General features: G+C 71.1%; 14 protein-coding genes and 7 pseudogenes. 13 read left to right on the top strand and 8 right to left on the bottom strand.

Annotated elements, in window-relative coordinates; translation table 11 throughout:
- Positions 1–73: 73 nt before the first annotated feature.
- The gene (locus AB0953_RS34820; RefSeq protein WP_366863612.1) at positions 74–1,039 is read right to left on the bottom strand and encodes a helix-turn-helix domain-containing protein; all 966 of its coding nucleotides are present in this window, start codon (positions 1,037–1,039) and stop codon (positions 74–76) included.
- Between the two features lie 191 nt (positions 1,040–1,230).
- Between AB0953_RS34820 and AB0953_RS34815 the strand changes: the two are divergent.
- From AB0953_RS34815 to AB0953_RS34795, 5 genes and pseudogenes are all read left to right on the top strand, one after another.
- A pseudogene (locus AB0953_RS34815) lies at positions 1,231–1,544 on the top strand (transposase); the annotation flags it as partial.
- 98 nt (positions 1,545–1,642) lie between these two features.
- Entirely contained in the window at positions 1,643–2,191 is a 549-nt protein-coding gene (locus AB0953_RS34810) for a hypothetical protein (RefSeq protein WP_366863611.1), read from the top strand.
- 106 nt (positions 2,192–2,297) lie between these two features.
- Positions 2,298–4,100, top strand: coding sequence for a WG repeat-containing protein (locus AB0953_RS34805; RefSeq protein ID WP_366863610.1), 1,803 nt, complete (start codon positions 2,298–2,300; stop codon positions 4,098–4,100).
- 531 nt (positions 4,101–4,631) lie between these two features.
- Positions 4,632–4,970, top strand: a complete 339-nt coding sequence (locus AB0953_RS34800) for a hypothetical protein (RefSeq protein ID WP_366863609.1) — start codon at positions 4,632–4,634, stop codon at positions 4,968–4,970.
- A gap of 834 nt (positions 4,971–5,804) precedes the next feature.
- On the top strand, positions 5,805–6,185 hold the full coding sequence (locus AB0953_RS34795; protein WP_366863608.1) for a TipAS antibiotic-recognition domain-containing protein: 381 nt from the start codon (positions 5,805–5,807) through the stop codon (positions 6,183–6,185).
- A gap of 1,020 nt (positions 6,186–7,205) precedes the next feature.
- On the opposite strand, the gene AB0953_RS34790 is transcribed toward AB0953_RS34795, so the two are convergent.
- Both AB0953_RS34790 and AB0953_RS34785 read right to left on the bottom strand, forming a co-directional pair.
- Complete coding sequence (locus AB0953_RS34790; protein WP_366863607.1) at positions 7,206–8,156, bottom strand: PaaX family transcriptional regulator C-terminal domain-containing protein; 951 nt, start codon at positions 8,154–8,156, stop codon at positions 7,206–7,208.
- The gene (locus tag AB0953_RS34785; protein WP_366863606.1) at positions 8,153–8,776 is read right to left on the bottom strand and encodes a GNAT family N-acetyltransferase; all 624 of its coding nucleotides are present in this window, start codon (positions 8,774–8,776) and stop codon (positions 8,153–8,155) included. The genes AB0953_RS34790 and AB0953_RS34785 overlap by 4 nt, the downstream gene beginning before the upstream one ends.
- A gap of 101 nt (positions 8,777–8,877) precedes the next feature.
- On the opposite strand from AB0953_RS34785, the gene AB0953_RS34780 reads away from it, so the two are divergent.
- The 5 genes and pseudogenes from AB0953_RS34780 to AB0953_RS34760 form a co-directional block, all read left to right on the top strand.
- A complete protein-coding gene (locus tag AB0953_RS34780) occupies positions 8,878–9,978 on the top strand; it encodes a CocE/NonD family hydrolase (RefSeq protein WP_366863605.1) in 1,101 nt (366 codons plus the stop codon).
- A 162-nt stretch (positions 9,979–10,140) separates the two neighbouring features.
- Positions 10,141–10,536, top strand: a complete 396-nt coding sequence (locus AB0953_RS34775) for an ATP-binding protein (protein ID WP_366863604.1) — start codon at positions 10,141–10,143, stop codon at positions 10,534–10,536.
- Positions 10,537–10,626: 90 nt separating this feature from the next.
- Complete coding sequence (locus tag AB0953_RS34770; RefSeq protein WP_366863603.1) at positions 10,627–10,971, top strand: STAS domain-containing protein; 345 nt, start codon at positions 10,627–10,629, stop codon at positions 10,969–10,971.
- 786 nt (positions 10,972–11,757) lie between these two features.
- Positions 11,758–12,161 (top strand): annotated as a pseudogene (locus AB0953_RS34765) (carbonic anhydrase); the annotation flags it as partial.
- Positions 12,154–12,378, top strand: a pseudogene (locus tag AB0953_RS34760) (transcriptional regulator); the annotation flags it as partial. The pseudogenes AB0953_RS34765 and AB0953_RS34760, both read left to right, overlap by 8 nt.
- Positions 12,379–12,747: 369 nt before the next feature.
- Here the strand turns inward: AB0953_RS34760 and AB0953_RS34755 are convergent.
- Both AB0953_RS34755 and AB0953_RS34750 read right to left on the bottom strand, forming a co-directional pair.
- A pseudogene (locus AB0953_RS34755) lies at positions 12,748–12,843 on the bottom strand (hypothetical protein); the annotation flags it as partial.
- Between the two features lie 8 nt (positions 12,844–12,851).
- Positions 12,852–13,498 (bottom strand): annotated as a pseudogene (locus tag AB0953_RS34750) (helicase associated domain-containing protein); the annotation flags it as partial.
- Between AB0953_RS34750 and AB0953_RS34745 the strand changes: the two are divergent.
- From AB0953_RS34745 to AB0953_RS34735, 3 genes and pseudogenes are all read left to right on the top strand, one after another.
- A complete protein-coding gene (locus AB0953_RS34745; RefSeq protein ID WP_366863602.1) occupies positions 13,454–13,669 on the top strand; it encodes a hypothetical protein in 216 nt (71 codons plus the stop codon). The pseudogene AB0953_RS34750 and the gene AB0953_RS34745 sit on opposite strands and share 45 nt — an antisense overlap.
- Positions 13,670–13,691: 22 nt before the next feature.
- Complete coding sequence (locus AB0953_RS34740; RefSeq protein WP_366863601.1) at positions 13,692–14,057, top strand: hypothetical protein; 366 nt, start codon at positions 13,692–13,694, stop codon at positions 14,055–14,057.
- 131 nt (positions 14,058–14,188) lie between these two features.
- Positions 14,189–14,535: pseudogene (locus tag AB0953_RS34735) on the top strand (helix-turn-helix transcriptional regulator).
- A gap of 72 nt (positions 14,536–14,607) precedes the next feature.
- Here the strand turns inward: AB0953_RS34735 and AB0953_RS34730 are convergent.
- The 3 genes and pseudogenes from AB0953_RS34730 to AB0953_RS34720 form a co-directional block, all read right to left on the bottom strand.
- Positions 14,608–14,766 (bottom strand): annotated as a pseudogene (locus AB0953_RS34730) (hypothetical protein); the annotation flags it as partial.
- 194 nt (positions 14,767–14,960) lie between these two features.
- Entirely contained in the window at positions 14,961–15,257 is a 297-nt protein-coding gene (locus tag AB0953_RS34725) for a transposase (RefSeq protein ID WP_366863600.1), read from the bottom strand.
- A gap of 149 nt (positions 15,258–15,406) precedes the next feature.
- Positions 15,407–16,096, bottom strand: coding sequence for a hypothetical protein (locus AB0953_RS34720; protein WP_366863599.1), 690 nt, complete (start codon positions 16,094–16,096; stop codon positions 15,407–15,409).
- Positions 16,097–17,011 lie beyond the last annotated feature (915 nt).

Below are 17,011 nucleotides of genomic sequence, written 5' to 3'. Positions count from 1 at the left end.
CACCTGGTGGGTGGACTCGGGCGACCAGGGCAGCGGGCCGCCCGCCTGACGCGCCGACAGCAAACGGACGCTGTCACGACGTCAGGGACAGCAGGTCCACGAGGAAGCGCTGGGCGGGCAGATCGCCGCACGGCTGGGGGACGACCTCGGCTCCGGCGACCGTCTCACCGTCGACGACGCCCAGGCACAGTGCTGTGCGGGCGCTCCTCAGCCGGTAGCCCTCCGCCGTCGCGCCGAAGTGTTCGATCCGGAAGAGCTGGGCATCCCTGCTGTCACGGCAGTCGTCCTGCGGCTCCACCAGCCCTTTGGCCGGACCGCTGTCGAGGATGGTCAGGCAGCCCATCACCTTGCTCGTGGGATGTTCCCACTTGATGGAGGCGAGGTCGCCTCCGACGGGCTGCAGGAACGTGCGCGGGCCGGGCTCCGTGCAGGGGCGCTGGACCGCGACCTCGGATCCGTACCGCCCGGAGCGCTCCTTGCCCGCCGTGAGGCACAGCTCCGGAGTCCGCGCGGGGCGGATGCGGGCCCAGCTCCCGGCCGAGGGCACGGAGAGGAGCCCGGGAAGGCGGCTTCCAGTGGCACTCGTCGCGGTCGGGCCCGGGGCGGCCTGGTCCCGGTTCAGTGCAACGCCCGCCGCGACAGCTCCCGTCAGCCCCACGGCGGCCACCACCACCAGCACGGCTCTCCCCCGCATCCCGGCTCCCGCAGGCCGTGTCTGCTCCTCCGCGCCGCCCCTGTCGCCGCCAGTGCCTGCGGCGGGGTCCGCTCTGGCCAGGCGCTCCCAGGCCTGCAACCACTGCGCCGATCCGGCCTCTTCCCCGCATGCGCGGACGAAGGCGGCGACCGTCTCACGGCGGGGCAGGGTACGCCTGCGCAGCAGGTCGGCAACGGTGCTGCGGGGCAGTACGTCACCCTGCGCCTTGGCCCGGCTCTCCAACTGCCGCAAGGTGAAGCCGGAACGGGCCTTGAGCGCCCGCAGGGCCGCCATGAAGGCGTCGACGCTGTGTATGCCGGAGGGCTGTAACTCGGTCTCGTCCATCCGACCAGGAATAGTGCACGGAGACGGTGTCGGGCAACGGTTCGTCGGTCCGTCGGAGTAATCCCGTGAGGGCAGCGGAACTCGGAGTCCCGGTGCCGGCGACCCCGCGGACCCCTGTCCGCGCAGGTGTTCGCCATCGGCTGCCTTTTCGTCACCGGAGGCGCCGGGACCTCTTCGGGCGACGGGCGGGCGGCGCGAACGTGCGGCCTCTGAAAGGAGGGCCCACACCGGACCCTTCGCCGGTCGACCGCGCCCGGCCTGGCAGCAAGCACCACCTGATCACCGACCGCCCCCAAACACCCCTTGCAGTGTCGCTGGCCAGCGGAAACCGGCACGACGCCATCCAGCTCATACCGGTGCTGGACACGATCTACCGCACACGGGGGGCCTGTCGGCCGCCCCCCGCCACCGGCCACGGTGGCTGTTCGCCGACCGCGGCTACGACCACGACACCGACCGACGCCTGCTCCGCGCCTGCGGCATCCCACCGAAGCTCGCGAGGCGGGCGCGGCTAGTCTTGTGATCATGGCCTTGCGACCCGATGAGTTCTACGACCATGCCCTTGCGGCTGCGGATGACGAGCTTCGGCTTCCGCTGGCAAGGATGACCGGATGGGACATCAGCCCCTTCGAGGCGGAGGGGCTGCGGGTCTCCGCGCTCCGCCCGCCCGTTCTGCCCGAGCCGCCACGGCACGGCGAGGACCCGGCGGACTGCGACGAGTGCCGCTCCCGCAACGAGGGCATCTGGCTCGACGACCGCTGGCGACTGGCCCGGATACCGGGCGTCGGTGTGCCACTGGTGCTGATGCTGTACCCGCGCGACCACTACGACATGGCCGATCTGCCCGACGATCTGGCCTCCGAGCTGGGCGTGCTCACCACTCACATCGTCCGCCACGTGCAGGCGCTGCCGCACATCAGTCGAGCGCACGTCTACCGGATCGGCGACGGAGCCGCACACCTGCACGTCTGGTTCTTCGCACGGCCCGAGGGACAGACCCAGTTGTACGGGTCGTGGCTGCCCGTCTGGGACGACCTCCTGCCCGCATACCCGGCGGACGTGGCCGACGCAGACGCCGCCGCCGTTGCCGACGCCCTGATCGCCTCGTACGGAGGTCGCCGCCCGGACGCCGACGGGCAGGCGAGCCCCTGACCGCCCCACCCGCTCCGGGGCATGCCGTCCCGCACACACGCAACAAAACCATGGTGGGCCGGGCGGCTGGTGATGCTGCGCCGGCCCCTGGCCGAGGAGGCAGACCATGCCGTCGACCCAGTTCGTCACGCCACCGTACGTCGTTCCCTGCCCCGGCTCCGTGGGAAGCGGGGTGCGGTACGCGCTCGTCGGTGCGGACGGGCAGCTGGTGCGGGCGCCGGAGCTGAGTGCCGTCGGCGTGTTCAGCCCGGACGGCCGGGGCGGGTTCACTGCGCCCGCCGCCGACCAGGACGGCCGCTGCGGGTACCTCCGCCACGACGGCACCTGGCTGTCGGCGCCGACCCTGTCGTACACGGAGGGCTTCGACAACGAGGGGCTCTCCCGGTTCCAGGGCGAGGACGGCCGGTGGGGTTACGCCGGGACGGACGGCCTGCCCGTCATACCGGCGGCCCTGGAGGAGGCCGGCCTCTTCCGCCACGGCCTGGCCGCCGCCCGCACAGGCGGCGGTGTCGGCTACCTCGACGCCACGGGGCGTTTCGTGATCCGTCCGCAATTCGCCGCGGCCGGAGAGTTCGCGGCGAACGGGCTCGCCGGGGTGCGGATGGCGGACAGCGGGCGCTGCGGTTTCATCGACCGTGAGGGCCGTACGGTCGTCGATCCGCAGTTCGACGGGGCAAGGCCCTTCGGGCCCGGCGGCGTTGCGCCGGTCCGGGTGGGCGAGCTGTGGGGCCTGATCGACGAGCGGGGCCGGTGGGTGGTCGAGCCGTCGTTCACGATGTTCAACCCCTTCGGTGCCAACGGTCTCGCCTACGTGCTGGGTGGCACGCTCACAGAGCATTTCGGGGGCTTCGTCGACGCCCGAGGCGAGGTGGTGGTCAAGGCAGCGAAGGGGAGCCGGCTGTCCGAGCATTTCCGGTGCGGGCTCGTCCGCTTCGACAACGGCTACGCGCACGGCTTCCTCGACGCCGGCGGAGCGGAGGCCATCGAGCAGAAGTACGAGTGGGCGGAGGACTTCGACACCGGCGGGGCGGCGGTGGCCCACCGTCTCGAACCCGTCGGCGAGGAGGACCCTGAGGAGGTCCGTGCCGCTGCGGCGAAGCGCCCGTCCGGCCGGGCCTGGGGGGTCCTGCGCACCGATGGGCGGTTCATCCCCGTCGACCACCTGGAGCCCGTCACCGACGCCGAGGGCTGGATCCTCGGATTCGGCTCGGGAACCGGGCTCGCCGCGTTCGCCACCCGTGATGGGTCCGTCGCCCACGTGGACCGCGACGGCCGGGAAGTCTGCCGCATCGTGACCGACGCGGATGGTGCCGGCCTGCGCCTGGTCGACCGGGCCGCAACGACCCTGTGGGAGACCACCGGCAAGGCGGGCACCTTCGAACGTGTAGTACCCACGCACTGCCAGGAAGCCCCCTCCTACCTCGTCCACCCCGGTGCGCCCGAGGGCGACATCGCAGACCTCGCCGGCGAGCTGCTGGCCGCAGAGCCGCGCCGCTTCGCGCCCTGCTCCCTGATCTGCGACTCCCGGGACGACCCGTACGAGCCGGCCGACCCGGACGAGGACCCCGAGGTGGACGGAACGTCGTACGGGGCCATGAGCGTGGTCGCGCAGACCCTGCTCTACGCCGAGCACCAGCACGACCTCCCGTTCCTCCAGGACTGGGCGGTCGAACGGTTCCAGGAGCTGGAGGCAGAAGCGGTCGAGCGGCTCACCGCCCGCTTCGGGGAGCCCCTCCCGGGCGCGAAGGTGTACCTGCGTACGGGCGACGGCGAGTCCTCCACGGTGTGGAGTGCCGGTGGACGGCAGCTCGTCCTGCAGTCGTACTTCCTGGTCGGCGACGGAGACGTGGAGATCCAGCTCTGGCTCGCCGCCGTCCAGGACGGCGAGGAAGCGGCGGCGCAGCCGTAGGTGTGGGTATGCGCATTGCGCATTGCCTTTCAGGCCGCGCTGCGCAACGCCGACTCTTGCCTCGGCTGTGTCGTCGGGGGCGCCCGCGGGCCGGACCAGGCCGGCCAGGAGGGCGTCGGATTCAGCGGACCAGGACCAGGACCAGGACCAGAACCAGGCGTATTGGGCCGCCTTCACCTTCCCTGCATACGCTGCTTGATCGACCAGGCCACCGACCCCGCCTTGCCGAACTTCCCGGACCAGGACGGGATTCCCCGGCCGACGCTTGGCGGTCCGTCAGAGACTGAGCGGGCGACACCGAGCTCCCCGACCGGGGCGGGCCGGCCCCGTCGGCCCCGCTACGGGAGTACGCGGGCGCGCAGGTGGGTGCGTAGTCGCAGTGCTTCGTCCAGCCGGGGCCCGGACAGCGCCGGATTCTGTGCGGCCAGCGCGGTGAAGACCTGCGGCGATGACGTCCTCGTACCGCTGCAGTAGTGTCCGCGGCCGGGCGAGGTTCCCGAGGGCGAGTGCCAGCAGCTGATCGGCGGCGGGGTGGTCGAGGCGCCGCCAGAGTGCCACGCCCTGCTCGCCGACCATGACCGCTTCTTCGTGCCGCCCCACGTGCGCCAGGAGGTCGGCGAGCCGGTCCATGGCGCCGCCCCACTCGAACTCGTAGCCGACGACCGGATTGGCCTGTGCCAGGTGCCGCCAGACGTCGACCCCCTGTTCTGCGGCCGCGAGCGCCTGGTGCCGGCGCTTCAGCTCTGTCAGCGGTCGACCCAGGCTCCTGAGCGCGAGCGCCAAGGTCAGTCGATGGGCCTCCGGGGCGGCGTGGGCGAGCTTGTGCAGCACGTGACCGCTGCTGCGCCCTCCTTGGCCGCCTCCTCGTGACGGCCCACGCCGCTCAGCACGTCGCAGAGGACCGCCAATGCCCCTGCCAGGCCGGGCTCGTGCGTGCCAGGGTCGGCCTGCGCCAGGGGACGCCATACACGGGGTGCCCCCGCCGGCCGGCGCCTTCCACAAGGCCACCAGATCTGCATGGCGCCGTCGCCATACAGCCTCCTCGAAGAGCGATTCGTTCACCGAGCTCCTCTTCTTCCCCGCGAAAGTCCTGCACGCCCTGAGAAAGAGGTCAACGAACTCCCACTTCGGAGGCTCCACGAACCGGACCAGGAGCACCCTGTTGACGGTGGACTGACTCAGCCGCCCGCCGCTGGCCGCTTCCAACTCGGCCAGCGAGGGAGCCCCCGCGTCTCGACATACCTCGGCCAGGGCGGCAGCGAAGTACCGCCGCGCTTCTTCCAATGCCGTCACATCGACTCTCCCCGCCCATAGGTCCGTCCCGGATCGTCGGTGCCGCCATCGGCGGCGCCGCCCGTGCCGTCGCGGCGGGGCGGGCGGGGCCGGCTCGTCCGTCCGATCAATGACCACCGATGCGATGTGGGACCGGATCGGGCCGCTGATGCTGGCGGACGCCGGGGAAGGGCAGCCCGTTCACGGTGACGACCTTGATCCGGCGGATCTCGCAGCCCTCCCGGCCGGTCTCCTTCGTCCGACCCAAGGGCCGGGAGGTCCCGGCCAGGGAAGCGACTTGAGCTGCTCGTGCAGCCTCTTCTGGCTGCCCTTGGCGAAGCGACTGAGCCGCTCAAATAAATAGCTTGTCGATCCGGCGAGCCTGTGTCACTGTTCCGCCTGGATCGGCAGCCCGACAAGAGAATTGGTGCCATGGGGAATCAGTACGAGGAAGAGTGTCGTCGGTCGTTGGCCGAAGAGCAGGCGAAGAGCCTTGCCGGGACCAACAACTGGGAGCACGTTGACAGGGCTCAGGTCCACCAGGACTGGGACGTGCTGTACCGTGAGATCGCGGCCTGCCTGGACGGCTCCCTGCCCGGGGATCCCCAGATCCAGGAACTCGTCGGCCGGCATTACGAAATAGCCTGCCGATTTTACGTCCCCAGCAGGCAAGCGTACGTTGGGATGGCACTCTTCTATGCGGAAGACGACGCCATGAGGGAGTTTCACAACTCCTACCATCCCAGGATGGTGGAGTTCCTGGGTGAGGCGATGAGGATATTCGCCGAACGGGGAGTCGGCTTCACCTCGTAGCACTCCAGCTGCAGATCGTGATCTTGCCCTTTGGTCGAGGCAGGGCTTCAGCGTTTCGTGCGGCGTCCGGTTCATGACGGCTGTCGGGCAGGAGGCTGCGGTAAACGGAAGGTTGGAAGGCCGTGCCTGTCCACGCACCACCGCTGACTGACCCGGTGCTGGCAGGGGCGACCTCATTTGCGGCTCCACATGCTGGAAGAACTCGGCGTCCGACACGATCCGCTGCTGCCGCGGCGGCTGACGCCCTCCGAGTCCGCGTGCGCCGACTGCTGGCCCCGCCTCCACGCCGACGCGCTGGACCGGGCGGTCGGCCGCTGCTCGCCGACTGCCGCGCACAGCCGAACGGTGGCGCTGACCTGCGCGGAGTGTCACTGGACGGCAAAAGCCTGCGCGGTGCGGCCAGTGTGAGGGGCCGCAGGATCCAAGCAGCCGGACCGGCCGGATCAGCGCAGCACCCCGGCCCACTGCTGCGGCGCTCCGCCTTGTCTCGGCCAGTACGCCACAGCCGACGACCCGGGGCGAGGCAGAGCTGCAGTCAGCACAGGCGGTTGACGTCAGGGCCGCGTCGTCAGAAGCAGATCCGAAGGCGGTGGCTGGAGGCCCTCGCCGCGACCTCGAGATGGCCCGGGTGGCAGTACGAGCCCGCCGGGGTGCGTCGACGGCCGGGCCTGGCCTGCTTGATCCGAAAAGTGCGCGGCCCTGCGAGCCAGTGGCGGCCGGTGGGTGCGCCAAGCCGTCCAGCGTCGTGTCGCCCGCACACTGACGACCAGGGTGCGTCCGCTCCGCGGCGGGCCGGGATCGGTGCGGCTGTGCAGGGCGGCGGTGAGCCCGATGGGGCCCTACGGGGAGGGTCGGGTGGTGCACACGCCCTGCCGCCGGGCCGGTCAGAGCAAAGCCCCGGCAGGGGGCGGGCGCCGCTGGCACTCCGCTCCAGGCCGGTCTCGAAAGCCGGCTCGGCAGCTGCCTGGGGCGGTCCCAGACGGGGTGATCGACTGCTTCGGCCTGCTGCTGTTGTGCTCGCTACGGGTTCGAAGCGTGTCTGGTGACCTGGGTGTAAAGCCTGAAGAGCCGGGGCTCGTTAGGCTCGGCGGGCAGTTCGGCCAGCCGCTGCCACAACTGCGCCGCCAGCGCCCGTGCTCGCCTCCCGGCCCAGTCCGCGGGCAGGAGCTCCGGTGGAAGCAGCGGGTCGGGAGTCATGGCCCGCGTGAACTCCGCGGCCGCCTCCACCGCGTACGTCAGCCGCTGCACTGCACCCAGTTGCCCGGGTCCCGCTCCGGCGTCCAGTGCCGCCTCGACGAGTGCAAGCCGGTCCATGGCGAGCGCGGCAAGGTCCTCGTACCGGGCGGCGATCTCCTGAAGCGGCCACAAGCAGGCAGCCAGCTTGCTCGGGTCGGACGTCCCCCCGACACGAAGATCGGTGCTCGTGAGCGTGGTGATGGCCGAAGCGATGCCGAGTTCGGCCGCGGCAGCACTCACGTACGGCCCCACGTCGTTGGCAGTCACGTACAGCCCGCCTTGCAGCGGTGCTGCCCCGAGCGACAGCAGCCGGTCGCGCAGCGCGTCGCGGGCGGGGCGCCGGGACTCCGGTACGGCGAAGGCGATCAGGTGCCACCGGCCGTCCCACGGGGCTTGGCCGCGGTCTTGGCGATAGGCGAAGCGTACGAAGTCCGCGTCCGGCGCGAGTGCCCCCGAAGCGTCGGCGACGGCGCGCAGGACGGCCTTGCGCCCCCGCCCCTCGTGGCTGAACCGCCCCTCCGCGACCAGCCGCTTGATGCACAGGCGCACCTGCTGGTCCGTCATGCCCAGGACTGCCGCCACGGCGTACAGCTCGCCCGCGTCCACGCTGCCGTCCTCGCGTACGAGGGCCTCGACCAGGAGCCGGGTCGGGATCTCAGGGGCCTTGACCACGGTCGCGGCGCGGGCCCCGGCCCGGGGTGCGTGCCCGGTGGCCTCCGCGGCTTCGCTCGTCATGATGTCGCTCCCGGGGTGCGGTCGGCTGCGGTGAGGGGGCGGTGCATGGTGGTCACGGCCTCGAATCCCATCAGATCCCGCAGGAAGGGAGTGCGCTGGGTCGCCGTGGCGCGAAAGCCCTGACGCTCGTACAGTGCGCGGGCCCGGGGGTTGACGTCGATCACGTCCAGCCGCAGCCGGTCGCAGCCGTGCTCGGCCGCGACCGCGTACACCTCCCGCAGCAGACGGGCCCCGATACCCAGACCCCGCAGCTCCGGCGCGACGGCGAGCCCGTCCATCACCATCTCCCCCCTTGCCGCATCGCGCTCCAGCAGGGCGAGCAGCGCGAGCCGGGGCAGCCCACGCACAGGGCCATACGCGCGCAGGACGTCCACCGCGCCACCGCCCGCAAGGCCCCGGCCGTCGGCGGTCTTGTACCCGCCGACCGCGACGACCCGCCCCTCGCGCAGGGCCACCACGGCCCGATCGCGGTGCAGGTGCGCGGCAAGGAAGGCCCGCCCCGCCTCGGCCGGACCGAGCGCCGGCCCCAGCTTGCGCCCGAACGACTCCCAGTACAGCTCCGCCACCCGTCCCTCGGCGCCCTCAGGCACGCCCCGCCGGATCTCCGTCAAAGCCATCATGTGACCAACTGTAGTACGTTCGAACATGAAACGATCGTTTGCTATCTGATAGCAAGAAGCGGGAGAGCGCGTCAGAGGGCGCGCGAAGGGGGCGGAAGCCGATGTTGCACACCCACGAGACCGAGCAGGAAGCCGAGGCACAGCTCGGCCCCGCGAGAAGACCGCGTTCGCGAAGGCGCCGCTTCCTGCGGGCACTTGCCGCAACCGCGGCAGCACTGTCGCTGGCTGCCGTCGTTCTCACTGGCCTCGCCGCCTGGCACAACACGTACGACCTGCGCGAGGAGCACGTAGTGATCCACACCGGCGGGCGAGCCCTGAACGCGGTCCTGGCCCTGCCCCACCGAGGCCGGGGCCCGTTCGGCGTGGTGGTCTTCGTCCACGGCGACGGACCCATCGACGCCACCCACGACACCTTCTACCGGCCCATGTGGGAGGCGTTCGCCCAGGCCGGCTACGCCTCGCTGTCCTGGAACAAGCCGGGCGTCGGCGGGTCCGCAGGCAACTGGCTCGACCAGAGCATGGCCGACCGCGCCGCCGAGACCGCCGACGCCATCGCATGGGCCCGCACCCGGCCCGACCTCGACGGCCACCGCATCGGCCTGTGGGGCGCCAGCCAGGCCGGCTGGGTCCTGCCCAAGGTCGCGGCCACCACCCCCGGCATCCGTTTCGTCATCGCCGTCTCACCAGCCATCAACTGGCTGCGCCAAGGCCGCTACAACACCCTCGCCGAGCTCACCGACCGCGGCGCCCCGCCGGCCGAGCGGGATGCCGCCCTCGCTCGCCGTGAAGCCGGCCTCGCGGTGCTGCGTCGTGGCGGCACGTACGCCGACTACCGCGCGGCCGTGCCCTCCGACCGGGCGATGACGGCGGACCGCTGGCACTTCATCAGCCGCAACTGGACTTCTGACGCCACTTCTGACCTACGAGCGGTCGGCGCCCGCGGCGTTCCCACACTCCTGGTGCTGGCCGGGCACGACCGCAACGTCGACGTGGCCGAGACCGAGACGGTCTACCGCCGCGAACTTCCGCCCCGCTCCTTGCAGGTGGAGCACTACGCGCAGGCCGACCACGGCTTGGCCGACCTCGATGTGATCCGCTCCGAGACGCGCGCCTTCCTGACGGCGGTCTTCGCCCCCCGCAGCCTCTTCACCCCCGGCTACCTCGATTCCTTGCGCACCTTCACCAGACGCTTCAACCCCTGACACCCGCCCGCGGGGGTGCTCCCACGCGGGTCGGCGCCGCACGGCAGCAAACGCGCACCGAGCCCAGCCCCGGTAGATCCTCGGCGGGACGCGGAGCGCCGACGGGGCCGAGCGTCGTAGGCTGCAGGCACCAGCACCACCAGGAGGGGAGGATGAGCGCAGATGGATCAAGGCCCAGAGCCGGCGTCCCGAGCGCCGAGCATGCTGAGCGCTGCGGCGGCGCGCGAGCTCACACGTGACTTCCTGACCGCACACGGGACACCGCCGCACACCGAGTTGGGCTCGCTGTTGCTCGTCGTCACCGAACTCGTCACCAACGCCCAGCGCCACGCCGGGGGAGTGACGAACTTCCACTTGGCCGCCTCCGGCGACGGCATAACGGTGACGGTGGGCGACCGCGACCCCCGCGCACCGGTCGACGCTTCATCACCGGCCTGGCAGCCGGGCGGCTTCGGATGGCCGGTCATCTTGAAGTTGGCCTCACAGGTCGAAGTCACCGCCGCCCCGCCGGGCAAGCAGATCACGGCGACCGTACCCTGGCCCGCCGACCCCGCGTAAGGCCGACCCTGCCCGGCCGACCCCTGCCCAGGGCAGCCGCGGCCCCGGCAGCCCGAGGCAACTTCGCCACGTGAAAGGGAGACCAGCCGTATGACTGCACACGAGTCCCCGCCCGCCACCCCCACCCCTGCCGGGCAAGACGGCCGCGAGCCGGCTCGCGTCGTACGGATGCAGGGCGAGTTCGACCACGACCGGCTCAAACCACTGGAAGAAGCCCTGATGGACGCTGCTGCCGCCGCCCCTATCGTGGTCCTGGACGCCTCGCACATCACCTTCGGCGACTCCTCCTTCCTCAACCTGCTGCTGCGCGTCCACCGCGAAACCCGACTACGCATCCTGCAACCGCAGTCCCAGTTCCGTCATCTGATGACGCTGACCGGGACCGATGCCGTCTTCGACGTCAGAGAGAACATGCAGGACGCTCTGCGGCCCTGAGCGCACTCTCGCCTGCCGCTATTCGGTCTTGGCGCGAGGCCCGCCCGGCTGCCGTGAGCGAGCGGGCCGCAGGCGACTCCCCGGGGGAGAGGGGTCGCCTACGGTCACCCACTACGGTGTCGGCCCGTCTGCGAAGGCGCACCACCGTCCTGACGCATGTGTCCCCGATCGCAGCCGGCAAACCCATCACCGTGCGACGAGTCATCGCTCATCAGTCGCGCGGCCCTCGGCGATGGGGCAGGACTGGCGGGGCGACGCTGTCGCGAACGGCCGCTCCGAGTAGACCATGACCCCCGCTCGCCCTCGCTCCGTGGCCCGGGAGGCGACCGGTAGAACGACGGGCACACCTCACGACGTCATCCGCACCGCCTTTGCGGTTGGCTCTCCGTCGGTGACCCTCGGCAGCCGGGCGCCGTTGATCCGGTATGACCACGACGATGAGGACTGCACCGGTCATCAGCGCACGAGCCCGCGGCGAGGAAACGGTTCCCTGTGTCGAGCGGGAGCCGATCTTCGCCGAGCTTGCGCGCCAGTGGGAGAGCGAAGGCCGGCTCGTCCCGGGCCGACCGGACCCGCAGTGGAGCACAATCACCCGCCGCTGCCCGTGGCCAACCGGCTGACCGGCTGACCGGCAAGTATCGCAATACCGCGCGCTGAGGTTCTGCCTCGAAGGCGACCTCGCCCGGCGCCTAGAGGTCATGCCGGGTCCGGCGTCGCCGCCCGGCCCGGCGCCTTCCGGCGGGACCGGTCCCAGCGAGGACTGGTGCTGCCTCGTGGGCTGCGGCCATGACGGAGACCCAGACGCCCCGCGATGCCTTCGAGCTGCTCATGGCCGGTAACCAGCGCTTCGTCTCCGGCACCCCGAGCACCCGAACCAGGACGCTGCCCGCCGCACCGAGACCGCACCGTCCCAGCCGCCCTTCGCCGCGCTGTTCGGATGTTCCGACTCCCGGCTGGCCGCTGAGATCATCTTCGACCGCGGCCTGGGCGACCTGTTCGTCGTCCGCACCGCCGGACACGTCGCCGGGACGGAAGTGCTCGGTTCCCTCGAGTTCGGTGCGGCTGTCCTCAACGCCCCGCTGGTGGTCGTCCTGGGCCACGCCTCGTGCGGCGCCGTCGCCGCTGCCTGCTCGGCCCTGGAGAACGCGCAGACGCCGGGCGGCTTCGTCCGGGACGGTGTGGTTGTGGAACACCCACACCGTGCACGGCAAGACCCGAGCAGCCAAACACTTCCACCACCCAGAGGTCGGCCCGCTCCATCTCACCTCCCACGCCTTCGACGTGCGAGAGGCTCCCGGCCGGCAACTGATCGTCTACCACGCCGAACCAGACAGCCCCAGTGCCGGGGCCCTGGCCCTCCTCGGCTCCCTCCACGCCACCCCCACACACGCCGCCACAGCACACTGACAGCTGCCCTCGCCTGAGCCGTCGGCCGGCACCGTTCCCCGCACGCGCACCGCTGCCCGCGCGGCTCGAACCGCACACCGCCGGTGGCCGCGCGCCTACCGCGCACCAGCTCACCGGGTGGGACACGGACCCGCGGCGCGGCGGTGCCGCGGAACTTCCTGGCGTGCGCTGGGACCAGGGTCGCCCATGGGGGCGGAGGAGAAGCAGGGCGATGTCGTCGGTGCGAGGGCCAGCTCGTCCAGCGTGGCCGAGGAGCGCGTCGGCGAGGGTTTGAAGGCTCTCGGCGTGTGCGGTGGTCAGTCGGTCGGCGAGGTCGGATCCGGGCGGGAGCTGGATGTCGGTGGTGCGGTAGTTGGCTTCCGGGTCGATGCCAGGCAGCAGGCCCGGGGGCAGGCTGAGGGTGTCGGTGTGGCCGTCGGGATGGCGGAGCAGGGCCGGCGGATGGTCGGCGGTGGCCAGGCGCATGTGGCGTGTCAGGCCCAGTGGATGCCGAGCTGCGCGAGAGCGGCGAGCTGGTTGGGGGTGAGTTTGTCGCGGCGGATCTTGGTGTTGGAGACCCATACACCGAGCTTCACGATCACCGGCCCTGCCTCGCCCTCGATCGTGACTCCTCGGCGCGGGCGCCGGGGCACCGGCCGGTGGGCGCCTTCCCGCTCCACCCACTGCGTGAGGGCCTTCAGTCCCCGCTGGAACGCCTGCTGTGCCTTGCTCGGCCCCTCCTGCCCCCGCGGCTGGCCGCGGGGGCAGGAGGGGGCGCCTGGTCGGGCTGCGCGCCGATCGCGGTCAGCCGCTTCTGCTGTTCGGGCAGCAGCCGTGCCCAGGTGGCCGGCTGCTTCTGCTGTTGAAGCCACGGTCCGATGTCGTCGCCGTCCATCAATACGCCGGAGGCGATGCGGCGTAGGGTGCCCTCGGCGTCGACCAGATCGGCTAGGACGCGGTAGTGCCGTTGCCAGTCCAGGGGCCAGGGGCAGTTCCAGTCCTTGTCGATAGCGGTCAGCTGCGCCGCGCGTTCCGTGGCCCGGTCTGAGTCCTTGCCCAGGCCGTGCTTCGCGCCCTTGCGCCGGAGGTCGGCCATGTGCTGTCCGATGGGCACCATCTCGTTTTCCGCATCCGACTCGCCGAGACCCGCTCGACCGCCCTGTTCCAGCTCGCCACCGAGCTGCCCGCTGCGGTCCTCGCCCGGACCCTCGGCATCGACATCACCGATGCCGTCAAATGGCAGCGAGCCGCCGCCGGCTACTGGGGCACCTACGCAGCCGATATCAGCCGACGGCTCTCCGACCAGGACTGACGACTACAGAAAGGACATGTCGATGGGCGTTTACGTATCGGTCAGAGGATGGCTGGAGTGCGACGAGACGCAGCTCGTCACCGTCCAAAAGATCATCTCGTCCCACGCAGACGATCACTACTCCAACGGATGGGGCACACCGCGGCAGCACATCAACTGGACTCACTACATGTTCTACGGCGCCGACATTCGCGAGTCGGCCCTGGACTGGTTCATGAACCAGATCAGAGAAATTGCCCGGATCCCGGCTTCCGACGACGACGGGGACCTCATCCGGGGCCTGTTCCTTGCCAGCCACGAGGTCCATGGGGCGGCCGAGTGGCAGATCCGCGAGGGCCAGCTCTTCGTCTCGCCCGCCGACGCCAGACACCGGTACCTCGACGAGTAGTCCCACCTATTCCGCAGGTGCCAATACCCGGCTTCACCGTGAGCGACCGCGCAGGCCGCCCCTGAGCACGCGAACCTGGAGGCCAGCTCCCGGGCGGCCCAACGACCGGTGACGGACAGGGGGAACCTGAGGTGAAGTGGAATCTGCGGATGGTGGCCGCGGAGCAGGATCTGTGGCGGCCGACCGAGGTACTGGCCGCGTTCCGGCAGGTCCGGTTCAACCCGTCGCTGAGCATGGTCGCCGCGCTGTGGGCGGGACTCCGGTCACGGTGCGGCTGGAGGAACTGGACATGATGTGCGCCGCGCTGGGCTGCACCGTCGCGGACCTGCTGCAGGCGGAGCCCCTCGCAGGAAACCAGGTGGTGCCGGAGGAAAGGGAGCGGACGGCCGACGGCGCGCAGTTGCCGTCGGGGCCGGTGCGGCCGGTGCCGGGAAGCCGCCGGGGGGGGGGCGGGCCGCGCTCGCTCCCGCCGAGCTGAGTGCCGGTGGCCGCGGACCGGGGCAACGGCCCGGAGCTGTGCGGACTGTCTGGGCTGGGTCGTCCTCCGCCAGTGGCGCACGGTCTTGCGGTCCCTGCCCAGGCGGCGGGCGATCGCGCTGATGGTCCAGCCGCGTTCGCGAAACTGGTGGATGTCGGTGTGCCACTGGCGGACGCAGGGCCGAGAGCTGGCCGTCGGGTGGTCGTCCGGCTCCAGCGGTGAGATCAGCACAGCCAGGGCCGCGGGATCCGACGGCTCTGCGGGCTCGTCCAGATTGCCGACCTCGGCGTCTTTTCGCAGGTAGACACGGTGCTGGTGGGCGGTGCGTTCACCGCGGCGGAGCGAGTGCAGCAAATGCCAGCGATCCGCCACGTCGATCGCGTCAGGCGCCGCGCGCGGCGGCCTGGCTGAACGTGCTGCACCGGTCACGGCACCTTGATCGCAGGGTGCTCCGCGAGCCAGGCGGCCACAGTGTCCGCGCTGCGGTCGGACAGCAGGTCGATCGGCCGTCCTGTTTCGACGTCGATGAGCACGGTGCCGTATGTGGCGCCCCGGCGGAACGCGAACTCGTCGATGCCCAGCACCGTGACATGCCCGGACGGCGGGTCCAGGAGTCGCCGGAGTTCCCGAAGGATCACGTCCCGGCTCGCCTTCACCGGCAGGTAGCCGGCGAGCCGGGCATCGGCCCGGCCGCCGACGGCCAGCCCGATCGCCTGCACCATCCGGGGCGAGCGCCGTGGTCCGGCGCCGGTACCGCGTGGTCAGGCTCGGGACCTGCTCCGCCATGGTCTGGCGGGAGCACAGGCCGTTGTCACAGAAGAACCGGCGGATCCGCATGCTGACATCTTGACCGACGGGGTGTCCGGTGGCGTCAGGCCGCGGCGAGGGCGAGGAAGGCGGGGACGCCGTCAGCGGCGCGGTAGGGCTGGAAGTCCGGCACGAGGTCTTGGACGAGTCGTTCGCAGCGTGGAGCACCGATGCGGCGGGAGAGGGTGAGTGCTTCTTTGGCTGCGTGGGCGGCGCGTTCGGGTTCCTTGAGCTGGAGGTGGTCGGCGGCCTGGTAGGCGAGGTCGCCGAGCATTGCGGCATCGAGGTCGGGGTCGCCGGTGACGTGGGCGCTGTGGAGACCGGCGATCCAGAGTTTGCCGGCGGCGGTCTGGTGGCCGTGATCGAAGCGGTGCCAGGCCACGGTCTGCGCGAGGGAGGCGGCCAGGGTGTGGAGGCGCAGTCCGGTGGCCTTGTCATAGCGGCCGCCGTCGATGAAGTCGCTGAGGGTCTTGAGGTGGGCGCCCAGCAGGCCCTGGACGTGCTGGCGCTGCTCGGTGGTCAGGCTGTTGAGCTGCCGACTGATGTCCCAGCACGGTGACCGTCTCCTCGCCGACCAGCTTCTCTCCCCCGAGCCGCGCTGCGAGCGCGCTTCCGGACCCGGTGGCCCAGGCCGCGGCGAGCGCGGTGAGGGCGGTCCCTGAAAGGGCGAGGAAGGTGCGGCGTTCCAGGGATTCCATGGCGTGTTGAGGGCCTCTCGCAGTGCGATGACGGTGCTGGACGGTCCGAGAGGCACGACACCGCCGCCCCCGGCGGGAAGCCGGTGCGGCCAGGCAACCGGGTCGACCAGGTCGAGCGGGAGCTTTGGCGCCTCCGGGTGTAGATCTGCGTCTCGGCCGCCGGAGTGACCCCGAGGACTTCCCCCTTCCGGACCCGATGCTTGTCGGTACCCGAGCGCAGGCCACGCCGTTCGGCTGCCGGGCAGATGAGCTTGGCAAGGTCGACCGGGGTCAAGCCCTGGGACGCGCGCTGGTGGGCCAGCGGGTGAGTGCATCGGTGACGCACTCGGTCAAGCACCGTCCGTGGCCGCCCGGGAGCTGTTCGGGAAGGGGGACCCCCCCGCAGGACCCTGTGAAGCGCGGGACGGCGACGGTGCCGGCCTTGCTTGCGCCGAACTGGACCTGGCCCCAGCCGAAGAGCAGCGTTTCGACAGCAGTTCGGGAGTCACCCTGGCCGTCGGCGCCGAGCCGTTGTTCACGACAAGCGGAGGCACCGCCCTTGGCCGGGCCCTCGTGCTGATGGTGTGGGGGTCGCCGGAGGCTGGGTCCTGTTACAGGCGAACATCGGCGCAGCGGTGCTCTGGGACAGCGGGTGCCGGTGGTTGAGGTAGAGGAAATCGTGGGTGGGATTTCATTGCGCTCGGCGCACCCGCACCGGCCCCCAGGCGGTCAGCGAACCCCTGGACGGTGGACCGTGACCCGCACGCCGTCGGACGAGACCTCTGGGCGACACGGAAGATTCGGGGCATTCCTCCCCGTATCGGGCATGGCTACGTGCTAGAGATGGTAAGTAAAGATGCCCAAACTAGGAGGTATACGCATATGTATGCAACTCTTGTCCGCGTGACGACCGCGCTGGGTGCCGCGGCGGTCCTGGCTGTCGTCGGGGGCGGCGGGGGCGGGGGCCCCGCGACCGGGGCGGGGCAGCTCGG

Source organism: Streptomyces sp. NPDC046866, assembly GCF_040704625.1.
GTDB lineage: Bacteria > Actinomycetota > Actinomycetes > Streptomycetales > Streptomycetaceae > Streptomyces.
The sequence above is the reverse complement of the archived record's forward strand: the minus strand, read 5'-3'. Positions and strand labels throughout refer to the sequence as shown.